The sequence below is a fragment of the Providencia sp. UF-224 genome (assembly GCF_058245955.1).
The window spans coordinates 1-19965 of the sequence record NZ_JBSICC010000042.1 but is presented as its reverse complement, the minus strand read 5'-3'; the positions used below and the strand labels follow the sequence as shown (position 1 = coordinate 19965).

General features: G+C 36.5%; 17 protein-coding genes and 3 pseudogenes. 8 read left to right on the top strand and 12 right to left on the bottom strand.

The features are described from left to right. Positions 1 to 342 precede the first annotated feature (342 nt). Positions 343 to 981: pseudogene (locus tag AC4IFO_RS21245) on the bottom strand (IS6 family transposase). Positions 982 to 1229: 248 nt separating this feature from the next. Between AC4IFO_RS21245 and AC4IFO_RS21240 the strand changes: the two are divergent. Next, on the top strand, positions 1230 to 1430 hold the full coding sequence (locus AC4IFO_RS21240; RefSeq protein ID WP_371007903.1) for a hypothetical protein: 201 nt from the start codon (positions 1230 to 1232) through the stop codon (positions 1428 to 1430). Here AC4IFO_RS21240 and AC4IFO_RS21235 read toward each other — a convergent pair. Both AC4IFO_RS21235 and AC4IFO_RS21230 read right to left on the bottom strand, forming a co-directional pair. Beyond that, positions 1368 to 1562 (bottom strand): annotated as a pseudogene (locus tag AC4IFO_RS21235) (hypothetical protein); the annotation flags it as partial. The gene AC4IFO_RS21240 and the pseudogene AC4IFO_RS21235 overlap by 63 nt on opposite strands. Continuing rightward, positions 1550 to 2476, bottom strand: coding sequence for a LysR family transcriptional regulator (locus tag AC4IFO_RS21230; RefSeq protein WP_371007902.1), 927 nt, complete (start codon positions 2474 to 2476; stop codon positions 1550 to 1552). The gene AC4IFO_RS21230 and the pseudogene AC4IFO_RS21235, both read right to left, overlap by 13 nt. A gap of 156 nt (positions 2477 to 2632) precedes the next feature. Between AC4IFO_RS21230 and AC4IFO_RS21225 the strand changes: the two genes are divergently transcribed. The 4 genes and pseudogenes from AC4IFO_RS21225 (at position 2633) to AC4IFO_RS21210 (ending at position 5819) form a co-directional block, all read left to right on the top strand. Then, entirely contained in the window at positions 2633 to 3721 is a 1089-nt protein-coding gene (locus AC4IFO_RS21225; protein ID WP_490737395.1) for a 4-oxalomesaconate tautomerase, read from the top strand. 113 nt (positions 3722 to 3834) lie between these two features. After that, positions 3835 to 4131 carry an EexN family lipoprotein gene (locus tag AC4IFO_RS21220; RefSeq protein ID WP_371007900.1) on the top strand — a complete coding sequence of 99 codons (297 nt, stop codon included), beginning with the start codon at positions 3835 to 3837 and terminating at the stop codon, positions 4129 to 4131. Between the two features lie 54 nt (positions 4132 to 4185). Then, positions 4186 to 4365: pseudogene (locus AC4IFO_RS21215) on the top strand (AbiEi antitoxin N-terminal domain-containing protein); the annotation flags it as partial. Between the two features lie 860 nt (positions 4366 to 5225). After that, positions 5226 to 5819 (top strand): Fic/DOC family protein, encoded by a 594-nt coding sequence (locus AC4IFO_RS21210; RefSeq protein ID WP_490737393.1) that lies wholly within the window; start codon positions 5226 to 5228, stop codon positions 5817 to 5819. Between the two features lie 225 nt (positions 5820 to 6044). Here the strand turns inward: AC4IFO_RS21210 and AC4IFO_RS21205 are convergent, their stop codons facing one another. From AC4IFO_RS21205 to AC4IFO_RS21165, 9 genes are all read right to left on the bottom strand, one after another. Then, entirely contained in the window at positions 6045 to 6395 is a 351-nt protein-coding gene (locus AC4IFO_RS21205) for a VapC50 family PIN domain-containing toxin (protein ID WP_490737392.1), read from the bottom strand. A 1429-nt stretch (positions 6396 to 7824) separates the two neighbouring features. Next, a complete protein-coding gene (locus tag AC4IFO_RS21200; RefSeq protein WP_371007897.1) occupies positions 7825 to 8361 on the bottom strand; it encodes a fimbrial protein in 537 nt (178 codons plus the stop codon). Between the two features lie 13 nt (positions 8362 to 8374). Beyond that, entirely contained in the window at positions 8375 to 8923 is a 549-nt protein-coding gene (locus tag AC4IFO_RS21195) for a fimbrial protein (protein ID WP_490737390.1), read from the bottom strand. Between the two features lie 11 nt (positions 8924 to 8934). Next, the gene (locus tag AC4IFO_RS21190; protein ID WP_490737388.1) at positions 8935 to 9468 is read right to left on the bottom strand and encodes a fimbrial protein; all 534 of its coding nucleotides are present in this window, start codon (positions 9466 to 9468) and stop codon (positions 8935 to 8937) included. A 15-nt stretch (positions 9469 to 9483) separates the two neighbouring features. Continuing rightward, positions 9484 to 10536, bottom strand: a complete 1053-nt coding sequence (locus AC4IFO_RS21185) for a fimbrial protein (protein ID WP_490737386.1) — start codon at positions 10534 to 10536, stop codon at positions 9484 to 9486. Between the two features lie 10 nt (positions 10537 to 10546). Then, positions 10547 to 11215 (bottom strand): fimbrial chaperone, encoded by a 669-nt coding sequence (locus AC4IFO_RS21180; RefSeq protein WP_371007890.1) that lies wholly within the window; start codon positions 11213 to 11215, stop codon positions 10547 to 10549. Next, a complete protein-coding gene (pefC, locus tag AC4IFO_RS21175) occupies positions 11208 to 13583 on the bottom strand; it encodes a PefC/AfrB family outer membrane usher protein (protein ID WP_490737383.1) in 2376 nt (791 codons plus the stop codon). Before pefC ends, AC4IFO_RS21180 begins: the two co-directional genes overlap by 8 nt. A gap of 201 nt (positions 13584 to 13784) precedes the next feature. Then, complete coding sequence (locus AC4IFO_RS21170) at positions 13785 to 14303, bottom strand: fimbrial protein (RefSeq protein ID WP_272682065.1); 519 nt, start codon at positions 14301 to 14303, stop codon at positions 13785 to 13787. A 72-nt stretch (positions 14304 to 14375) separates the two neighbouring features. Further along, positions 14376 to 14636: a helix-turn-helix domain-containing protein gene (locus AC4IFO_RS21165; protein ID WP_371007888.1), complete on the bottom strand. Its 261-nt coding sequence runs from the start codon at positions 14634 to 14636 to the stop codon at positions 14376 to 14378. A 1212-nt stretch (positions 14637 to 15848) separates the two neighbouring features. Between AC4IFO_RS21165 and AC4IFO_RS21160 the strand changes: the two genes are divergently transcribed. The 3 genes from AC4IFO_RS21160 to AC4IFO_RS21150 all read left to right on the top strand — a co-directional run bounded on the left by AC4IFO_RS21160 (position 15849) and on the right by AC4IFO_RS21150 (position 19639). Further along, positions 15849 to 16574, top strand: a complete 726-nt coding sequence (locus AC4IFO_RS21160) for a tyrosine-type recombinase/integrase (RefSeq protein WP_490737380.1) — start codon at positions 15849 to 15851, stop codon at positions 16572 to 16574. Positions 16575 to 17442: 868 nt separating this feature from the next. Beyond that, on the top strand, positions 17443 to 18660 hold the full coding sequence (locus tag AC4IFO_RS21155) for an AAA family ATPase (protein WP_490737378.1): 1218 nt from the start codon (positions 17443 to 17445) through the stop codon (positions 18658 to 18660). Beyond that, a complete protein-coding gene (locus AC4IFO_RS21150; protein ID WP_490737376.1) occupies positions 18650 to 19639 on the top strand; it encodes a ParB family protein in 990 nt (329 codons plus the stop codon). The genes AC4IFO_RS21155 and AC4IFO_RS21150 overlap by 11 nt, the downstream gene beginning before the upstream one ends. Positions 19640 to 19965 lie beyond the last annotated feature (326 nt).

Below are 19965 nucleotides of genomic sequence, written 5' to 3'. Positions count from 1 at the left end.
TATCATTCAGTCAATTTATTCTGCTGTCGCATGGTATGTGAGCCGGCTAAGGAGGGATTGTATGGTTTATCATTAACCCCCCAGAGTTTATCCAGGGAGCATTATGGCGAAGGACACCCCCTGTACTATAAGGAAACCCTTATTTAGCTGTGCAGAATATTAAAAACCAAATTTGAAAGTCATGATGGCTTGCCCGATAAAGTTGAACCCGTCATTAACATTAATTCCATCCGCCGCTAAAACTTGAGTCGGTTTTAGATAGGTAAAGTAGTCTATGCTATTACTATAAGTGGCACTGTTGTAAATAACATGATGGTCTTGAGTTTTTGGCTTACCATTATATTACAGACCAAAAGCTCTGTTCACTGGACGCACTTCTCCTAAGGAATGGCCGTAGTAAAAATGGTCAGCTTGGTCTTTCTTCAATGCCCGCATCGCCTCAATTCCCTTAATTGTGGCATGAGCGGTTTTGAGGGATTTAAATCCTAATGTGGGATTGATGATCCGCTTCAATTTTCCATGATCACATTCAATGATATTATTGCGATATTTTATCTGCCAGTGTTCAACGCCAGTTGGGCACTTCCCCTCTCTTTTAAGTAACATTATAGCGCGACCATAAGATGCTACTACTTTGGGTGCACTGCCTTTTTTCATCCAGTTGAAGAGTTTACTTAAAAAATGGTAAGCCGCTTTCTTATTCCGACTCGGTAAGAGATAAAAATCCTGCGGATTCCCTTTAGTATCAACTGCACGGTATAGATATTCCCATTTTCCATTAGTTTTTATGTAAGTTTCATCAAGTTGCCAGGTTCGAGCATCGGTTGAACTATGCCCATACCACCGGAGTTTCTTGTCCATTTGTGGTGCATAGCGCTGAACCTAACGATAGATTGTTGTGTGATCAACATTCACTCCTCGCTCGGCCAGCATTTCCTGTAGCTTACGGTAATTGATGCCGTATTTACAGAACCAACGCATCGCCCACAGGATGATAATGCCGGTGAAATGCCTATCTTTAAAAGCATTAAATGAACCTCTGGCATTAAATATTTAACTCAGCATAGTCCCCCACTCAAACTTTGCAACAGTGCCTTTCCATTTTACAGCTGATAGTACAAGGATCTGATTAAAATCAAATAAATCAGTAATAAAATCATCTGGATGTATAGCTTCATGAAGAAATTATCTAAACATTGTTGTGAAAATCTTTCAAATTGAAGGTAACGATGGTCTCAGAATTACTGCAAATGGCTGTTGCGACAACATGTTTATCATCGATATCAGGGCGCTCGATACCGCCAATAAGTATTTTGAAACCCGTACCATTGCATCAGGTAAGAGCTGATTCATTAGCTCCTCAGCACCTCTGTCAGTGTGGTTCTGGCTTCTTCTTGCACGCATACCAGCGTCGCATGACGCTGGGCTGATGAAAATCGGGTTAAATCCCGGCAACTCATATTTCGGCCTTCCCACGCCATTTTTAGCAACCGGTTCTGATGAATGGTACGATCTATCCCTTCTGATAATACCAGCGATTCAATGCAACTTAGCGACTGAATTTACCAATCCAAGGGCTGGCTTTGTCCTGAGACCAAAGTTTCATCAACATTTCACGGAATCTCTCGGACGCAGGGCTCAGAGTATTTCCTCTTCTTAATACTAATCCAAGCGTTCTCCTGATTACAGGTTCTATAAGTGGCCGGCTAACCAGTATATGGTGCTCATCTATAGGCATTGCTATGCTGGGTACAACAGCAACACCCAATCCAGCTTCAACCATCCCGAGTGATGTGGATAGATGTCTTACCTCGTAAAACCAGTTTGGTTTCCAGTCAAAACTTTCTAGAGCCTGATCAATCAGAAGTCGGTTACCACTCGATTTACGGACTCCAATAAGTTTGAGCCCAGCAAGGTCCTCCCACATTACAAGGGATTTTTTTGCTAGCTCATGGTCTCGTTTGCAGGCGAGAACGAAAGGTTCATTAACCAGAGGTGTAAACTCTATATTAGGATGTGTGATGTTAATCATGTTTATTCCAAAATCTGCATCCCCATTGAGTACAGCTTCGAGGCAGTCACTGGCACTATGTTCAAGTATACGGATACGTATATTTGGGTAATGTTCACTGTAATCACGAATAACAGAGGGTAAGAAATAGAAGGCGGCGGTGGGTAAACAGGATAGGGTAACTACACCTGTTTGATGCGTAGCCATTTCTTTAATACTCAGTATCGAACTTTCATAAAAATCGATGAGATCCTTTGCTTTAGGTAGAAAGTCTCTTCCTACTGCAGTCAATTTTACTCGCCTTGTTGAGCGTTCAAATAGTGCTGTACCCAAACTATCCTCAAGCTTTTTTATTCGTCTCGTCAATGCGGGCTGAGAGATGTGTAAAAACTGAGATGCTTTTGTAAAACATCCCATTTCTGCAACTTTTACGAAAGATTGAATACCCTGTAATTCATGCTGCATTTCTCAAACCTCACATTTATACCAGAATTTAAATCATAGTAACCGAAGGCCTATTAATGTGTAAAACGCATTAATCTTTCGTTTTTTGGCATTAGAGTTATTTATTCGTATATGGGACGCTTAGCGCATCATTTAACATGTGGTAAGAGAAAAACTATGTTCAACATTCCTTGCATTCTGATGCGTGGTGGTACTTCTAAGGGGCCAGTCATTCTTGCGAGTGATTTGCCTGATAATATCCAAGAGCGAGATATTGTTCTGCTGGATTTGATGGGAGCAGGTCATGAGCTTGAAATTGATGGTATCGGAGGGGGGAGTCCGCAAACTAGTAAAGTGGCTATTGTGAGTGCTTCGGATAGCCCTGATGCTGATATCGATTACCTTTTTGCTCAGGTCATGGTGAAAGAGCGGAGAGTTGATACAACCCCAAATTGTGGAAACATGCTGTGTGCAGTTGGCCCGTTTGCGATTGAAAAGGGATTAGTTGCTCCCAAAAATCCAGTAACAACTGTACGTATTCGGAATCTCAATACTGGAACATTAGTTAATGCCGAAGTACAGACCCCTGATTTCAAGGTAACTTATGAAGGAGACACGCAAATTGATGGTGTACCAGGTTCAGCTGCTCCGATTGGTTTGACGTTTCTAAATTCCGCAGGTTGTAAAACGGGTAAATTGCTTCCTACTGGTAATACAATTGATGTATTTGATGGCGTTGAAGTTACATGTATTGATATGGCAATGCCAATGATTTTAATCGATGCACATCAAATGGGTAAAATGGGTGGTGAATCTCCATCTGAACTAGATTCTGACTTGGTGTTTATGCAACGACTTGAAAAAATCCGTCTTAAGGCTGGAGCGGCAATGGGATTTGGCGATGTAACTGGCAAAGTTATTCCAAAGCCAGTCCTTCTTAGTAAACCTGCGGAAGGAGGTACGATAAAAGTTCGCTATTTTATGCCTCACAATTGCCACAAGTCACTAGCTATTACAGGTTCTATTGGTATCTCAACCGCAACAATAATTAAAGGTTCCGTTGCACAAAAAATCATTAGCAGCCAACCAGAATATGCATTGACTAGTATTGTAACTATTGAGCATCCAAGTGGGAAAATTACAGTTTCATTGTTAAAGGATGGAAATCAAATCGAAAATACTCAAGCAGCTGTGCTCCGAACTGCCCGAAAGTTATTCGAAGGTAATGTTTTTGTCCCAGAAGTCGCTTTAGCAGAAGTTATTTAAATATTAGTCAGACTTTGAAAATCTTAATTTACTGTTACGACAAAAGAAAAAAGCATGAGTCGAGCTGTTAAATGCATCCGTATCGGACTCAAAAATCGGTAAGGATAAGTATAATGACCAAATATTTTTTATTAGTTAGCATCATTATATCTGTTATCACAACATCGGGCTGTAATGATAAGACCTCCGTTGAATGGTATGTCAATAATCATGATGATTTAGTTGCTAAATATACGGAATGCTTATTAACTGATTCTTGGCATGATATTGCTTGCAAGAATGTAAGAAGTGCAAAAAATCTCGAAGCGAACGAACTAGATATTCAAGAAAGATTGAAAATAGCGCAACAAGAACTATTTGAGTTCAGAGAATCTTTGTTAGTTTCAGATCTGAATACATTATCAAAATAAGAATATAAACTATAGGTTTGCTATTTACATCATATTCATACCTAAGGTGTAAAAATGTCATCTAAAATAAACTGGCTGATTACTCTTACATCTCCTGGCTCACTTGTTTTACAGCAATGGCTGACTAAGAACGGAGTGAGTTACTCCTTGGCCCAAAAGGATACGCAAAGCGGCTGGTTGAAGAGGCTATACTCAGGTGTTTATTATCGCCCAAGCGCAAAAGATGATGTTAAATCAGGTGGGGGCTACGGCGAGTTACTAGTAGCGAAGGCCTAAGCCGGAAAGAAGACCCACATACAACCTCCACTTATCTTACAGATTATTCACTAGATTAAATACATACCCTTCTTTTAGTTTTAGCTATTTTTTCTAACGTAAATGTGTCTATCAAGTCAGTGGTTATTTAGCATAAGTTAAATAATATGTATTAATATAGTTATCACGCTTATTTTTAGCTGAAATATGAAAAATATTTAGAAAACTAGTAATAGAGTATTAACTTTCTAAATATCACACTAAGCTATCAAATCGAGCGCTCACTTCTTAAGTAATAAATAGAAATTATCCTCAAAGTAAATAATGTTATTATGATAAAAGTAATCTTACTATGAGATGGGGTGAAATTTAAAAATAGTTCAATTATTTAAAAAGTTTGTTTGTTTTTAACAGGTAATTTAAAAATAATTCCAGTGCATCTTGACTTTACGTAAAAAACAGCCAAAATAAATTATTCCATAATTAAATATATGAAATTAAAATGCATATTTAATGATTAATAAATAATGAAAATTATTTCGCTGGTTTTAATTTTCAATATTCATTGTCAATAGGTAAATATTAGGGCGAGTAAGGACAACTTTTTTACAGTAAGTAATCATAATTAAAATTACGTTCTATTTTATGTTATACTGAATCTTACATGAGTCAATATGCCACTTTAAAGAGATAAGGAGTCGTTATGCGACCTAATGTATCGGTGAATAAAGCAAGATTCGTCACGTCTCTAGAAAACTATAAGGTTAGTCTTTCGTATGAGGGGTTGTTATTGAAAAATAAAGAAAAAAAACTTTCAATTCAGGAGCTAAAGCGTAAATATGCGCGATAAGTACGGTGTTGGTGAAGATGCGTATTGCTACTCTGGTACAGATGTTCTTATTAATTTACTGAATATACAAGACATAAATTTACTTGAGGAGGCAGAGGTCGCTTTTACGATGGAGCGATACCTGTCATATCAAAGCAATTTATCAACATTGACTCAATTCGATTTTTCTCATTTAAAGTTTTTGCATTTTTATCTCTTTCAAGACCTTTATGCGTGGGCAGGTAAGGTTAGGGATATCGATATTTCAAAGGGTAATACCCGTTTTTGTACTTTTTCAAGAATTGAACCTGAAGCTAAAAAGCTTTTTGATACGATCCCCAAGCTTGAAGACCATTTAAATGTTGTTGATTTAATTAAGGATTTAGCTCATTTATTTTGTGAGCTTAATTTACTTCACCCATTCAGAGAAGGTAATGGACGGACATTACGTTTCTTTTTTGAAGAAATGCTTTTTGTTTTAGGCTATGACATAAAGTGGCCAGCTATTTCACAACAGGACTGGATTAATGCAAATATTGCCGGTGTTTATCTTGATCTTAAGCCATTGATTGCGATTTTTACTTCGGCGGTAAATCCTCGGTAGCGATATCAATCGTTCTTTCATGTTTTTTCCTGTCAATCATCTCAACCAGCCTTTTTCTTCGGCTACGATCAGGCTATTCACAAGTTAACATCTCTATTTCTTCAAAAATAGTCTAATATAGATAAAACCTCATCTAACCTATTTTAAGCCACTTTTCCATTAAATGGGCACACAACCCCTAATAAGCTAATACTTACCCTGTAGTCGAATGAGCCAGCAAGCGGACTAAATAAGAGAACAGAATTTACCCAGTTCTTTTACTGTTTGTGGTAAACCCTGACGGAGTAAGGCATTAAGATATTCACCAACCGATTTCTGCGGTTTTCTCATAATATGGCGCTGCTTATTTACAGCTGACAGTACCAGTGCTTGATTTAAATCGAATAAATCAGTAATAAAGTTATCTGGGTGTATCGCATTAATGAAGAAATTATCTAGATATTGCTGTGGAAAATCTTTCAAGTTGAATGTAACTATTATCTCAGCATTACTGCAAATGGCAGTGGCGACAACATGTCTATCGTCGATATCAGGCAGCTCGATACTTGCAATAAGCGGTTCAAAGCCTATAATCATTGCATCAGGTAATACCTGACCCTAATCTGGCTGCTAGTTTTATGGTCATTGGCACTGCCGTATTACTCTGTAGGGCATGATAAAGACTATGAACCACAGAATCTTGTGACCAATAATAAGATCATTGATATCCTCAAGTTTATTCAATAACGGGCTAAAAAATTTACTAAGATATAATGATATAATTTCTTATTTTCCACGTTTCAATTGAATAAAAATAACCAGGCTGGTCTCACAGTTTTACTTTCAGATTAGAGATAATTTTCCTGTAATAAGTCAGGTTTGATTTTCTTTCGTTCATTTTTATTCTTAATACGCTAATTACTAGTTCAATGGAGTGAGTAATGTAATATTTATAGCGTCTAATACTCGCTATCGGCTTTTCAGTGGCACATTTAAGAGGCAATATTACATATTCTCTCTTAGCCCTTAACTCAAATCGAGTAGGCGATGAATGTACTCTATGTTTCATGTTGAGTAACTTAAGGTGCGATGAATAAATTATATTTAATTTTTTTCATGTTTAAGAGCCATAATAGTTATGGAATATTATGAATTTTTTATTAGGGATATTATTAATTTCAATCATTTTTTATAGAGGTATATTTATTTTTAGCTTTACGAAGTACTTTGTAACCAAATGTAATTAAATCAATGTTAATATTTCTATTTGTGTTATTAATCACATTGATTAGAATAAATAATGATAATAAAATAAAATGATTTAAACTGACCCTTTATTTTATGTATTTAAAATCAATATCTTACATATTTTTTAAATTCAATCGATCGGATATAACGATCGAATTATACTATTTGATAGTTTTTGGCTATCTATTTGATTTTATCGATCGGTTTAAACTCGTTTACCCTAGGAGACTATACTTATATTATTCATATTATATTTTAATTTTATTTCATAAATATTTTAAAGGAAATTTATGGATTATTATATTGATACTTTAATTGATAATTATGCCTGTTACCTAGTGCATAGGCGTGATTGCCAATACTTACCTAAGAAATCAAATAGAATTTTTTTAGGTAATTTTTCAGACTCTTTATTTGCAATAAAAAAGGCAAGAGAGTATAGCTATCCAAAGGCTAATGGATGTTATTGGTGTTGTAGAAGTACTCATAGGAAATATAATGATTAGATAAATACTAAAGCAATATTAATGTGTTATTTATAATATCATTATTGGTATATTTAACTTCGGGTGGACGGGCGGTTTATAGTAAATAACTTCATGAATGAATAAATTATTTATAAAAGAATTATTCTGAAATTAAAAACTAAACTTACAGCTGATTATCATTTCGATTTCAATGTGCTGGTTTATTCTTCCTTAAATTTTAAAATGATTTAAAATCAGCTACTGACACCTAAAAAATTCTGGATAAATATTAATGATTAATTTAGGGTTGATTATTTATATAATGCATTGATAATCACGCTGCTTTTCATTAAACCTTTTTCAACTGTTTGTCCTTGTGCATAAGGCTTAGCCCAAAAGCTAATATCAAATTGATTATTTTGATTGGTATTAAAACGTTTATTTACGCCAGATAAGTCAATTGGAGTAGCATCTAACCAAGATAAATAAATTCCGACACCCGATAAATTGGTTTTAAGCTCCCCTCCAATACCATTATGTAATGCGCCTTGGCTACCAGGAGTTACCTTGATATCGATATTATTAGGTTTAAATCCGCTTTTCTGACAATCTATAATAAATTGTGTTTTTACCGCAGGTTGCTTTCCTGACAGTAAGTCATTTTCATTAATAACTTCAAAGTCCACTATTTTATTAAATCCCTTTCCATCATTAATATTGCAAGTGATCGTAACAACATCTAGAGAAATGGCCAATACAGTCTCAGGGAGATTTTCATCTGACAGCGAGAGTGATGTATAAAAATTTAAGCAAGAGACCATAAAATACGCGTATATTTTTTTGTTCATACAAAGGCTCGCATCATATATATTTTATTTTGATAGTGATATGGGTGTTTCCATTGCCTAAGTCAATGGACTGTCCCCCCAACGGAAGCACAACTGGTTTTATTTGCAATTTAATTTTCATCAGTGATGCCTCTGGATTTTTTAAAAATAGATCTTTTCCCATGGGGACACCTTCGCTAATTGAACCTATTTGTTCATCTTTCCAAGACACTAGATAGCCTAGAGTAGGATTTTTTGAGCCAATATAACCAGATGTTCCCATGGTTAAATGGGGATTAGCAGGTTCAAAGCGTATTGAAATCCGTTGGGGCTTAATAGTACCCGAGCAATCCAATGAGAGGGTTGAGTGTCCTTCAACTTCACCCGACACAATAGTGGCCGTATCTACAGGGCCAAAAGCCACATTGTCTACAGTGGCTGGTAAACACGTGGCAATTTTGACATTCATACTAAATTGCGATTGAACAGCACCGCCAACGATTGATGCCGGTTTTAGCTCAGAGCCATAACATCCCGTTGTGCTAACTATTAGCAGGCTGATAAGCAAAATAGATTTGAACATAGCGTCCCCAATTAATTGAATGTCAGTTTAATGTTTAACGCAGTATTAGCTGCTCCTGGAGACACAACTTCACCGAGCGCAACGGGTTTAACTTTAATTGGGATCGTAAAACTTGCTGCGGTGGGTTTATTAGTTGGTGTGATCGCAGTGCCGTTCACGGTTATTGCCGTATCTACAGGTTTCACTGTCGAGTCGCCCCATTTTAGTTGATAACCCACAGTTGAATTGAGCTTGGTATTAATAATGCCATTTGCCAGATCTTTTACGCCATCTGCCGCCGTAAATGTCAGTGTGTAATTAGCCATCGTTGTGTCACAGGCAATCGCCAGTGACATAATTTTGTCGGCGACCGATCCTTTTTTGATATTGCCTGCGGCTTGGTCACCAAAAGCTACATCGCCGACTGTTGCACTACAAGAAGCTTTGACCGTCATGCTTAAATTTGAGGTCACAGTTCCACCAGTCACATTGGATGCAAAACTGGTGGCGCCAGCATAAAAGGGGAATGAAAAGCCTGCAAGGATGAATAATGATTTTTTTATCATAAGTAGCTCCATTTTTTAATTTAATTTCACATTAATCGTTAATGCAGTATTCGCGAGGCCAGGAATAGGTTGTGCTGACAATGCTACTGGTTTAACGGTAATTGGGATCGTAAAGTTATTGGTGGTAGGCTTTGTGTTAGGGGTGATGGCAAGGCCATCAACCACAACAGCACTATTTACTGGCTTAACGGTGCTATTTCCCCAAGTGAATTGGTAGCCAATAGAACTGTTATTCTTTACATTAATAACGCCATTAGTGGCATTATTGGCACCATCTCGACCTGAAAGGCTTAGTGTGTACGAAGGCAGAACAGCGTTACAAGTAAAGGCAATATTAATAGTTTTGCTTTCTACTGAGTTTGATTTTACTGTAGTTGCTGTCTGGTCACCAAAAGCCACATCATTAACAGAAACCGCGCAGGAAGCATTATTTATCAATATCATTGATGTAGGAGCACTAAAGGCAACGGTTTCCTTTTGTAATGCATATCCTGTGGTGTATTCCCCTACTTGGGAATAAAAATTCTTAGTAAAGAAAAAGGATGGATTTACAATTGTTTTACCAGGTGGAATTTTCTTTACTAAATAGATAGAACCCGCATCTCGACCATCATTACCTCCTGAAGCGCCTTGAAAAGGATATTGACCAGATGTTGCTCCCATGTTGCTAGCGCTCCATAACAATCTCCACATTGAATTAAAGCAATTGCCTTCAGATTCAAATCGCAAGTAACCGTCGGGAGATATTCGTGTTTGACGAGTCTTATTTACAGCACACCCACTAGATGGAGGATTTCCAAATTTGTCAGCTAGATAAATATACTCATTTACTGTGCTTCCCGTTGCTGGGGTTCCACCTCCTTTTTCTCGTTTGCAAGTTCCACTGAAACTTCCTTGGAATCCAGGGGTACCAATACCGTAAAGCTTTTGTCCTATGCTCATATTTGTGATATCGATTGATGCTGGAAATGTATAGGTTAAACTTAAGCCCGTACATCTGGCAGCGGATGTTTCAAAAGAAACTAGCAGACTCCATAATGTCATTAAATAAAAGGCGTGCTTTGCCATTTCAACGTCCTCACTGCAGCTCAATAATACGTCGGGCACCATAATCATCAATCGCTTCAACGCTCACTTTTCCCGATAAAGGGCGCTGTAAATTGACCTCACTGAAAGGCGGAAATAAGCTGATGGATTGTTCAATCTCTTTCGATAATACTAAAGGACTGTTATTGACTGAGACCTGAGTTAGTGCAAAATAATAAGGTGTTGGGTTTTTCAGCACAGAGCCTGAAACGGTGAGTTTTTTTTCTGCATCTTCACGATGCTCGGCGAGCACTTTCGGGCGATAAATCAGTTTTACTTGCGTATTCAAAGCAACAGCAAGGACATTACCTTCATCAGCAGAGGCAACGGGGGGAATTTCCTGAACATTTAGCCAAAATAAGGATTCTCGGTCTTTGGGTAAAATATCATTCACATACAATAAACGGATTAATTGCTTTTCTTCGCCCCCGATTTTAAATAAATTTGGGGCTGGGACAAAAAACACGTCATTACCCTTAAGGTTATCAACCCAAACTTGACCCCCATATGTTTTATCGCTGTTATTTTTGACTTCAATAGCGATATTCTTTCGGCCTTCATCATAAATAAAACGGGTGCCATTAAGTGTAAATGCAGAGTATGCATTAAAGCAGGTTAATGACGATATCATTAAAATAAAAATGGATACCAGTTTACTCATTGCATTCAATCTCCGTGATTTTATTATCATTTGATTCAATTTTTTCTAAATTCAAGGTGCACTGCTCCCCTTTTGGGGATAAGACAAAGATTGTCTTAGGCTTATTTAATAAATTTAATAATAGAACACCATTGTTTGACACGAATCCCACGTATTCATTACTTTCTGTTCTCACCGAACTTCCAGCAGAAATAAAATCACCATTTTTCTTTTTCAGTCGCAAAATATAGCGATGAATTGTTGAATATTTAAATTCACGATAAATAATGGCTTTATCTGTCGGGACAAATTGTTGAACGGAGTCCAGTAATTCAATATTATTGGGCACTTCTTCGGTATTAATTTTTAAATTATTCTCAATATAGGGGGAGATCCCAATAACTGTATTTCCCTTTCCATCAGTAGGTGGGGAATCATTAAATGTGACATTTTGAATGTCTTTAATTTTTGCAATTGCGACGGTATCTCGCCTCACATTACTGAATAACAATCCCGTTTCTTGGGTTGCCAATAAGCTTCCCGATGCATTAACTGATCCAGTTGTTTGGTGCGTATTTTGAGAAACAGCAAAACCGGTATTTATCAGGCGCTGGTCAACACCAAAATAAGCGGAATTTGACCAGTTATCCCGATCTTTATTGGTATTTATACTGTAGTTAACTTTTTCGTTAATACTGCCAGAAATACCGGAGTTAAAACTGGCTTTGTTTCGTCGGTCGTAGTTGACGGAATTTGTCCAAAAGTGATTTTTATCAAAGACACTAAAGGGAATATTTACACCGACAGAAAAAACATAATTATCGCGATTATAATCATTTAATTTTTGATAATCTGCCGAAAACGATAAATCGATACCTTGGATCGCGGTATTATAAGTAATGTTGGCGCCCACCTCGTTGCTGATAGCATTGCGATAGGTTTGGACCCAGCCCGATACGCTCAAAAAGCTTCCATCAAAATTTTGCGATAGGATAGTTTCATAGCGTTCTTTACGATTGCTTCGGTGGTATAAGGCATTCGGGTTAAAATCATTAAAATCAACGTAATCTTTGCCAGTATATCGGTAAGCTAACAATTGCAGGTTTGTGTTGTCAGTTAATGAATTTGCGTATTGAAGCATATAGCTGATGCCGGATTGGCGAGCTTCTGGCATCGTTGGCGTTTGCTTTTGAAACGTACTCACAGCCGTATTGACGTTAAACGAGATTGCCCCAAATTGGCCTAAATCTTTACTTGCTCCTAAAGCGGCACTTTTATAGTTGTTATGCAAGATACCGGCAGTATGGAACGTAAAATGGGTTAACCCGTAGTCAAATGCGCCCAAAAAAAACAGGCGATTTTCTCTTTTCCCAGCAATTTCCCTTTCACCAATAGCGACATTGTAATTAATTTCATTTGCCCGCAATAAAGATGAAAGCGTTGCGACGGGATAGTAACGAACGGTTTTCATTCCATCATTTTCTTCCACGGTGACGGTGATATTTCCGTTACTGACGGGGGCAATATCTTTTAATTGGTAAGCGCCTGCAGGCACCACTTGAGAGCTTAAAATATAGCCATTTTGAGATATCGTAATTTTGGCATTGGAATTTACGACGCCAGAAATCACTGGGGCATAGCCACGCATTTCCCAGGGGCGCATATCCCGCTCGGAGCGTACAGACATTCCATAAAAAACAAAATTGGGTAATATTGATAAAGCGGTTAATGTTTTACCGGCAATAAAACTTCCTTGTATTGGTTTTATTGCTGTTGATATTGTGGCTTCGGATGTTTCTGTGCCGGAATCTTTTAGATAACTGCTGCGAACAAAAGCAACCCAGCGACCGACATTAGAATATAAGTCAAAATCGCCGTACATTTGTGTTTTTGACGAACTTGTCTTAGAAATATACCCAGAGTAGTTAACTTTAACGCCAGTAATACCGTAATCCCAATTTTGTTGATTTTTTGTCTCATCTAACGCAATTTGAGGAATACTCAAGGATAAGGTTTGCTTAGCATTATCAAAAGTTACTTGGGTCCCAGGATAACGGCTAATGTCATAGCAGTTTTTCTCAGGATTAAAATAAGCCTCAAATAGATTTAAATTAATTGGTAAGGCTAATCCTGTTATCCAATCTTTATTGAGACATAATGTTTCTTTATCTTCAGGTGAGATAATAAGCTCTTTTTTATTCATTGAGCGGCGATTGAAAATCACCTCAACAATATAATGCCCGGCAGGGTATTTTACATTATCATCAAAAACACTTTCAGCTTGGGGTTGAACGCCTCCATGCAAGAAGTCCATATTTAAATCGGCGTAGACATAAAATGGCGTGGCTAGCAGGGATAACATAAAGGCATTAATTGGTTTTAAACGCATTGATATTATCCATCCCTATTGGTCATTAAAAATAAGGGTCAAAGACCCTTTAAATATTCGGTTTTTATATCCGAATTAATCCTGGTGTGCTTATGGGCTATTGAAAATAATTCCGATTGATATTCATTTGGTTATATTATTAGAATAAAAAAGTGAATGAACAAATATTGGGAATAAAGACCAAGCACTAAAGAATAGATATTATTTATAGGCTACTGCATAGGTGGCACTTGAAATAACAGTACCCTCTTTTAGGGTTTGCCCTGCGGTTGCCGCCATTCTAGCTTTAAACTTCATATTGCCAATGGCATCCGTACCGTTACCAAAATCAACACTTTGGCTGTTATAAGTCACGTCTTGATTAGGGGTTGTTGAATTAACGGCGGTCAATTGGATAGAGACACCGTTAGCGGTTCCTTTCATATTTGCCAAGCCGGTGTTAGTGAATCCAGCACTCTGCCAGCCCACTTGGCCACTGGTTTTTTTCAAGCACTCATCTGTACGCGGGACTAACTCAAAGTCAACATAGTCACCGTGCGTATCTGCCGTTGTCATTTTGCCTAAATCAATCGTAGACTTAACTAATCCTCCGATTTCAGTATCAATGTCACACGTTTCTGACGTCACAGCGCCAATAAATTGAACTTCACCCGTATTTGCGGAAGCATATCCCCCAAATAATGCGGCACCGATGATGGCTGGTAATAATAGTTTTTTCATTGAATCGTTCTCCATTTGAATATAATTGAATATCAAAAATAATGATTTAATCGCGCTATATGATAAGAAGGGTTAATATTTATCACTTAATCCATTGTATGATAAAAATTCATCCCAAGATGTTTCTAATATGATTAATATGTCATTAAGCAAGGTGACAGTAATCTTTGTAATACCATTTTCATACCGAGAAATTTGCTGTTGACTGACATTTAGCATCATCCCTAAATCTTTACCCGTTATATCCATTTGCTTTCTTTTGTTTTTAATAAAACATCCTATTTTCTTATTAAAAACATCCAGTTTAATAAGGTCAGAATGGTAATCTTTCACGTTTTTAACCCTCTTAGATTATTAAGTTCAAATGTTTGATATAAGCAGGATGGTGATAAATATATAATTACAATGTAACGGAGTAAAAACGTTTATATCGATCGATAGATACTTTATGATAGGTGTTACCTATCGCAATATCGATATTGATCGTTAAAGTCGATCTTGCGGGGTGGTGAAAATAATACAACACTTTGATATATAATAATTATTATTTTAAAATTGTTTTTGGAAGGATATATTTTTTACATTATAATTACATTATTTAAGCTCTGATTGAGAGGGGTTTAATTAAATTAATATTAATATTGAAATAGCAAATTACATCTAGTTACACTTTCCTCTTTGTGAGGAAATAATATAAAGATATTCTTAATATCAATAAATGAATAATAGGGGAAGGAATTGAGATAGTAACTCATATTTATCAAATTAAAATAACATAGAAGATATCAATAATTACAGAATATTCTTATCTTATTATATTTATCACATGGTGATGTAATGAACTGAATTATTTAATATTGATAGCCTAAGAAAATGGGACATTTATTATTAATTTAATGTGATTAGATTCCTCTTGGCTGCTCTCATAAAGACTATTTTAGTAGGTAAATAGAATAACAATACTCAGTCTTTTGATTCTGCGCTGATAAGGAAAAGATTTGAAGATTAATCATAAATAAATAGTCGTTATAGCGATGAACTAAAGCGCATTGATAAGTCAGTGATTTTTTGTAGTTAAATCGGGGGGTAGGGGTAAAATCGACACTCAACGGTTTTTGAGCTGCTTTCTATCTTATCCATTTAAATGCATTACCTATGGTAAAAAAAACGCTCTAAATTAATTCTACGCAGCCTATTTTTTAATCAATTCTTTTTGTTTTTATAATTGCGCTTTACCGTCATTCTCCGCAAATGACATGTTTCGCTTATTTTCCCTTATTTAGTATGATCGTGATGAAGATCTTCTCTATATCTTGTTTACTTGATTGGTGAATATTATCCGTGTTGTGTAACTTATTGCGGTTTAAGGGAAAAAACGTAATAATACCTAAATTCAGCAGGGGTAAAAATCAGCTTTAAAAGGTGAAATGATCCGATGATCGTCATGCGCGAGTACGCGATTTTTTGTTACCGTGTCACGTTTAGTTTTAGCAATATAATATTAAAGGGTAACTATTAATATAGTGATTATTAAGGTGGTGTATTATGTCTGCTTTTTTTCCTGTCAATCCTGAAAGTGGTAAATCAATTTTACAGCGACAATCTCAAGCCCTTTTACAAAATGGTCATTTAGAGCGCGCACGGCAATTACGAAATTTGGCTATAGCGGCAGAATTAGATTGCCCTAAATATTTATTGGCCCCTGAAGTGAATGAACTACTCACATTCATGCCAGATTTCCATCAACGGACGTTGATTGAAACGTTGTGGAACACGGGGGCGCGTATTCATGAAGCACTGGCTTTAACTAAGGGGGATTTTCATTTGGATGAGGCCACCCCTTTTGTGGTGCTTAGAACATTAAAGCAAAGAGATAAGCAAAAAGAGGTTGGGCAAACTAAGCAGAAATCTGGGCCAAAGCGAGTCGTTGCCCTTTTTGACCCACACTATGTACAGTTGATGAAAAGTTATTTTGTGACTATGCGTTATAAAAATCACAGTCAAATTTGGCCGATCCAAAGTGATAATACGGTGCGTAATTGGCTACGTTCTGCCGTTGAGCTAGCGAATACTAATGGGATTGATTATCTCGTTGAGCCGATTACGTGTAAGACATTTCGTCACAGTTTTGCCATGCATTTAATTTTTAATGGCGTTCCCTTAAAGCTCATCCAATCTTATCTCGGACATAAAAAATCCAGTTCTACCGATGTGTATACTAAAATATTCACCTTGGATGCAATGATGCATTTTGATATTTCGTTTAAATGAAAATAGGGGTCATATCAGTCTAAAGGCGAAATAAAAAATATTTGGCCCCCCATTTTATTTATCTTTATTGAAATAACATCAGGTTACGATATAAGGTGATGAGAATACAATATGGTGATTTCATCGTGAAATTGTATTAATAAATAGCGTAATAAGAGACTTTTCATATCTGATTTGTAGGTATTAAGTATAGACAAAGCTCGCCTCCCTATCTCCGTTAATAGAAATGTGGTATTGCATTCTTCTATATCTATTTAATTTTATATTACATGCTTAGTTGATCTCATGCCTACATAGGTATTTATAGGGCCAGTGCTTTATCGCATAACGATAGTTTTATCCTGACAACTTAGCGTGCGATTGAGTATAAAAAGTCTATGGTTGACAGTTCACTGTTTGAATGTGATATCAAAATTTGTATTTTTTGTGGTGGAATAAACGGTTTTTAACATGATAGTCGGTTTTATTATCATCAAATAAAGAAGGGATATATGGTTTTTTTTAAGATATTAAACGAGGGTTTAAATCCTTATTTTGTAAATTTCAATGATCATTGAATGATATTTATCTGTTTTTTTCTATTTTTGACACGTTTTTTTTATATTCAAGACTCTAAACGCAAAAATTGAGTTTTTAAAATCTTGTTTGATTCTATTTTTTTATATATACAACTATTTTGATTATGAATTTTAAATGGTGATTTCACAGTGAAATTCTTATTTTCAAAATAAAAATAGATCTAGATATCAATTATTTAACCTATTTCCGGGAGGCGGAGGAAATTATTTAATAAAGAATGTTTACAACTGTATCTTTATGTAGGATTATTAGCTTTAGCTCTTAATGCTACATAAGGGAAGGATGAGGGATGGTGAAAAAAAATAATCAGTTTAATAAAATAGCGAGTCGTTCTATTCGATTGCTTGAGTCTTTAACCACCCAAGTTCAGTCCCAAAAAGAAGAGCTAAATGAGACGTCGTATTATCAGGTGTACTCAAAAGCGGCGGTGGCAAAGCTGCCGAAGCTCACTCGTGCAAGTGTCGATTATGCTGTCAATGAGATGGAAAGTTTGGGATATCAATTTGAAAAGCGGCAGGCTGGATCCTCATTAAAATATGCAATGACAATTCAGAACATTGTAGATATTTATCATCATCGAGGTGTACCGAAATACCGAGATCGTTATGATGAGGCCTTTACTTTTTTTATTGGTAACTTAAAAGGGGGCGTTTCTAAGACAGTTTCAACAGTATCTTTAGCCCATGCATTAAGAACACACCCGCATTTAATTGCTGAGGATCTACGTATTTTGGTTGTGGATTTGGATCCTCAATCATCTGCGACGATGTTTCTAGATCATATGCAGTCTATCGGTGTTGTTGAAACGACGGCCGCACAAGCAATGTTACAGAATGTCACTCGGGAAGAGTTACTTAATGAGTTTATTCTGCCGTCGGTGGTCCAAGGTGTCGATGTGATGCCTGCGTCGATAGATGATGCTTTTATTGCATCTCAGTGGGAGCTGTTATGTGCCGAGTATCTTCCAGAGCATAATTTTTATACTGTATTACGGAATAATATCATTAATAAAATTAAGAAAGATTATGATTTTATTTTTATTGATAGTGGCCCTCATCTTGATGCCTTTTTATCCAATGCGATTGCCGCGGCAGATATTCTTATGACGCCAGTTCCTCCGGCTCAAGTGGATTTTCATTCGACATTAAAATATTTAACGCGTTTACCAGAATTAATAGATCTTATTGAATCGACTGGGGTAAGCGTTAATTTGGTGAGTAATATTGGATTTATGTCGAAATTAGTGAATAAAACAGATCACAAATTGTGTCACAGTTTAGCGAAAGAAATCTTTGGGGGAGATATGCTAGATGTTGCATTACCTCGCTTAGATGGTTTTGAGCGTTGTGGGGAGTCTTTTGATACCGTTATTTCTGCTAACCCTGCAACCTATATTGGCAGTATAGAAGCATTAAAAAATGCAAAAAATGCCGCTGAAGATTTTGCTAAAGCCGTTTTTGATCGTGTTGAATTTATTCGAGTGAATAGAGGTTATTATGCAAACTAAAAGAAAAACAATTGGGAGAACGTTAAGTGCGGCGTCATTGACGCAGTTATCAACAAACCAAGAACACTCCCAGCGATTCATCCTAAAATCAGGGAAATCGGCTGTTTTCTATTTAGAGCATGTATCTGCTGAAGAGCTTGGAGAAAAAACGTTCGTACGGTTTTCAGTTAATGGGCGAGATCAGAGCGCACTAACCCCTGAATCACTCCTTGATATAACGAGAACAATAAAGCTACAACAGTTTTTTCCTGCTATTGGTTATCGTATTGATGACAAGATTGAAATCCTTGATGGGTCAAGAAGACGAGCAGCAGCACTATTAAGTCATGTAGGTTTGAGTGTTCTGGTCACGGAATCAGAAATTAGTAATGAAGATGCGAGACAGCTAGCGGCGGACATTCAAACGGCAAAGGAACATAATTTAAGGGAAGTTGGCTTACGATTATTACAACTGCGTGATAATGGTATGTCACAAAAAGAAATTGCGTTGTATGAAAAAATGTCCGCGGCAAAAGTAACACGAGCAATACAAGCTGCATCAGCTCCTGATGATTTAGTAGCCTTATTTCCTATTCAGGCGGAGCTCACATATGCAGATTATAAGTTATTACTAACAATAGAACAGCTCATTACGGCTAAAAGGCTGTCTCGAGAATATATTATTGATCATGTTAATAAACAGATGATAGTTCTACGTGAGAAAAGCCAAATTCCTCCCGAAGATGTTAAAAAAGCTGTTTTAAATATTTTAAAAAATATAACAGAACATCTTGCGGCCAAGGATTCCCGTGAGTCAGTCATTACAACTCCTCTATGGCTATTTGAGGATAAAAATACCTATGCGAGAAAAAGGATAAAAGATCGTGGGTTTAGTTATGAGTTTAACCGAGTACCTAAGCAATTACAAAATCAGCTTGACGAAGCGATTGGTGCTTTAGTCACTGAATATTTTGATGGTAGCCGGCGGAACAGGAGATAACTTATTTATCGATGAAATAGAAATGATAATGAAGTAATAAGAGTCAAACTCTTATCCAAAAAGAAAACCTCTGAAATCTTCCATATCTTGGCGGATAAAAGATTTCAGAGGCATTATAAGACAATTCTGTTAGGAAGTTTGTTGACTGCCTAACGGGGAGTATAGAATTATGTGTAAAAAAATTCAACTCTTTCCGCATGGTGTAAGTGTAGAGAGTAATGTCTAGTGTTACATCATTTGGATTAAGCTCTTGTTCTCCGAGCAAAATCCATCGACATTACGCGCCAAAATTTTTAGGTCAATTACCTAAATTGGTGCCCGTTCGC

Coding starts and splice junctions, on each gene's coding strand:
- AC4IFO_RS21240 (WP_371007903.1), top strand. CDS start 1,230: ATGGTCTCAGAATTACTGCAAATGGCTGTTGCGACAACATGTTTATCA.
- AC4IFO_RS21230 (WP_371007902.1), bottom strand. CDS start 2,476: ATGCAGCATGAATTACAGGGTATTCAATCTTTCGTAAAAGTTGCAGAA.
- AC4IFO_RS21225 (WP_490737395.1), top strand. CDS start 2,633: ATGTTCAACATTCCTTGCATTCTGATGCGTGGTGGTACTTCTAAGGGG.
- AC4IFO_RS21220 (WP_371007900.1), top strand. CDS start 3,835: ATGACCAAATATTTTTTATTAGTTAGCATCATTATATCTGTTATCACA.
- AC4IFO_RS21210 (WP_490737393.1), top strand. CDS start 5,226: ATGCGCGATAAGTACGGTGTTGGTGAAGATGCGTATTGCTACTCTGGT.
- AC4IFO_RS21205 (WP_490737392.1), bottom strand. CDS start 6,395: ATGATTATAGGCTTTGAACCGCTTATTGCAAGTATCGAGCTGCCTGAT.
- AC4IFO_RS21200 (WP_371007897.1), bottom strand. CDS start 8,361: ATGAACAAAAAAATATACGCGTATTTTATGGTCTCTTGCTTAAATTTT.
- AC4IFO_RS21195 (WP_490737390.1), bottom strand. CDS start 8,923: ATGTTCAAATCTATTTTGCTTATCAGCCTGCTAATAGTTAGCACAACG.
- AC4IFO_RS21190 (WP_490737388.1), bottom strand. CDS start 9,468: ATGATAAAAAAATCATTATTCATCCTTGCAGGCTTTTCATTCCCCTTT.
- AC4IFO_RS21185 (WP_490737386.1), bottom strand. CDS start 10,536: ATGGCAAAGCACGCCTTTTATTTAATGACATTATGGAGTCTGCTAGTT.
- AC4IFO_RS21180 (WP_371007890.1), bottom strand. CDS start 11,215: ATGAGTAAACTGGTATCCATTTTTATTTTAATGATATCGTCATTAACC.
- pefC (WP_490737383.1), bottom strand. CDS start 13,583: ATGCGTTTAAAACCAATTAATGCCTTTATGTTATCCCTGCTAGCCACG.
- AC4IFO_RS21170 (WP_272682065.1), bottom strand. CDS start 14,303: ATGAAAAAACTATTATTACCAGCCATCATCGGTGCCGCATTATTTGGG.
- AC4IFO_RS21160 (WP_490737380.1), top strand. CDS start 15,849: ATGTCTGCTTTTTTTCCTGTCAATCCTGAAAGTGGTAAATCAATTTTA.
- AC4IFO_RS21155 (WP_490737378.1), top strand. CDS start 17,443: ATGGTGAAAAAAAATAATCAGTTTAATAAAATAGCGAGTCGTTCTATT.
- AC4IFO_RS21150 (WP_490737376.1), top strand. CDS start 18,650: ATGCAAACTAAAAGAAAAACAATTGGGAGAACGTTAAGTGCGGCGTCA.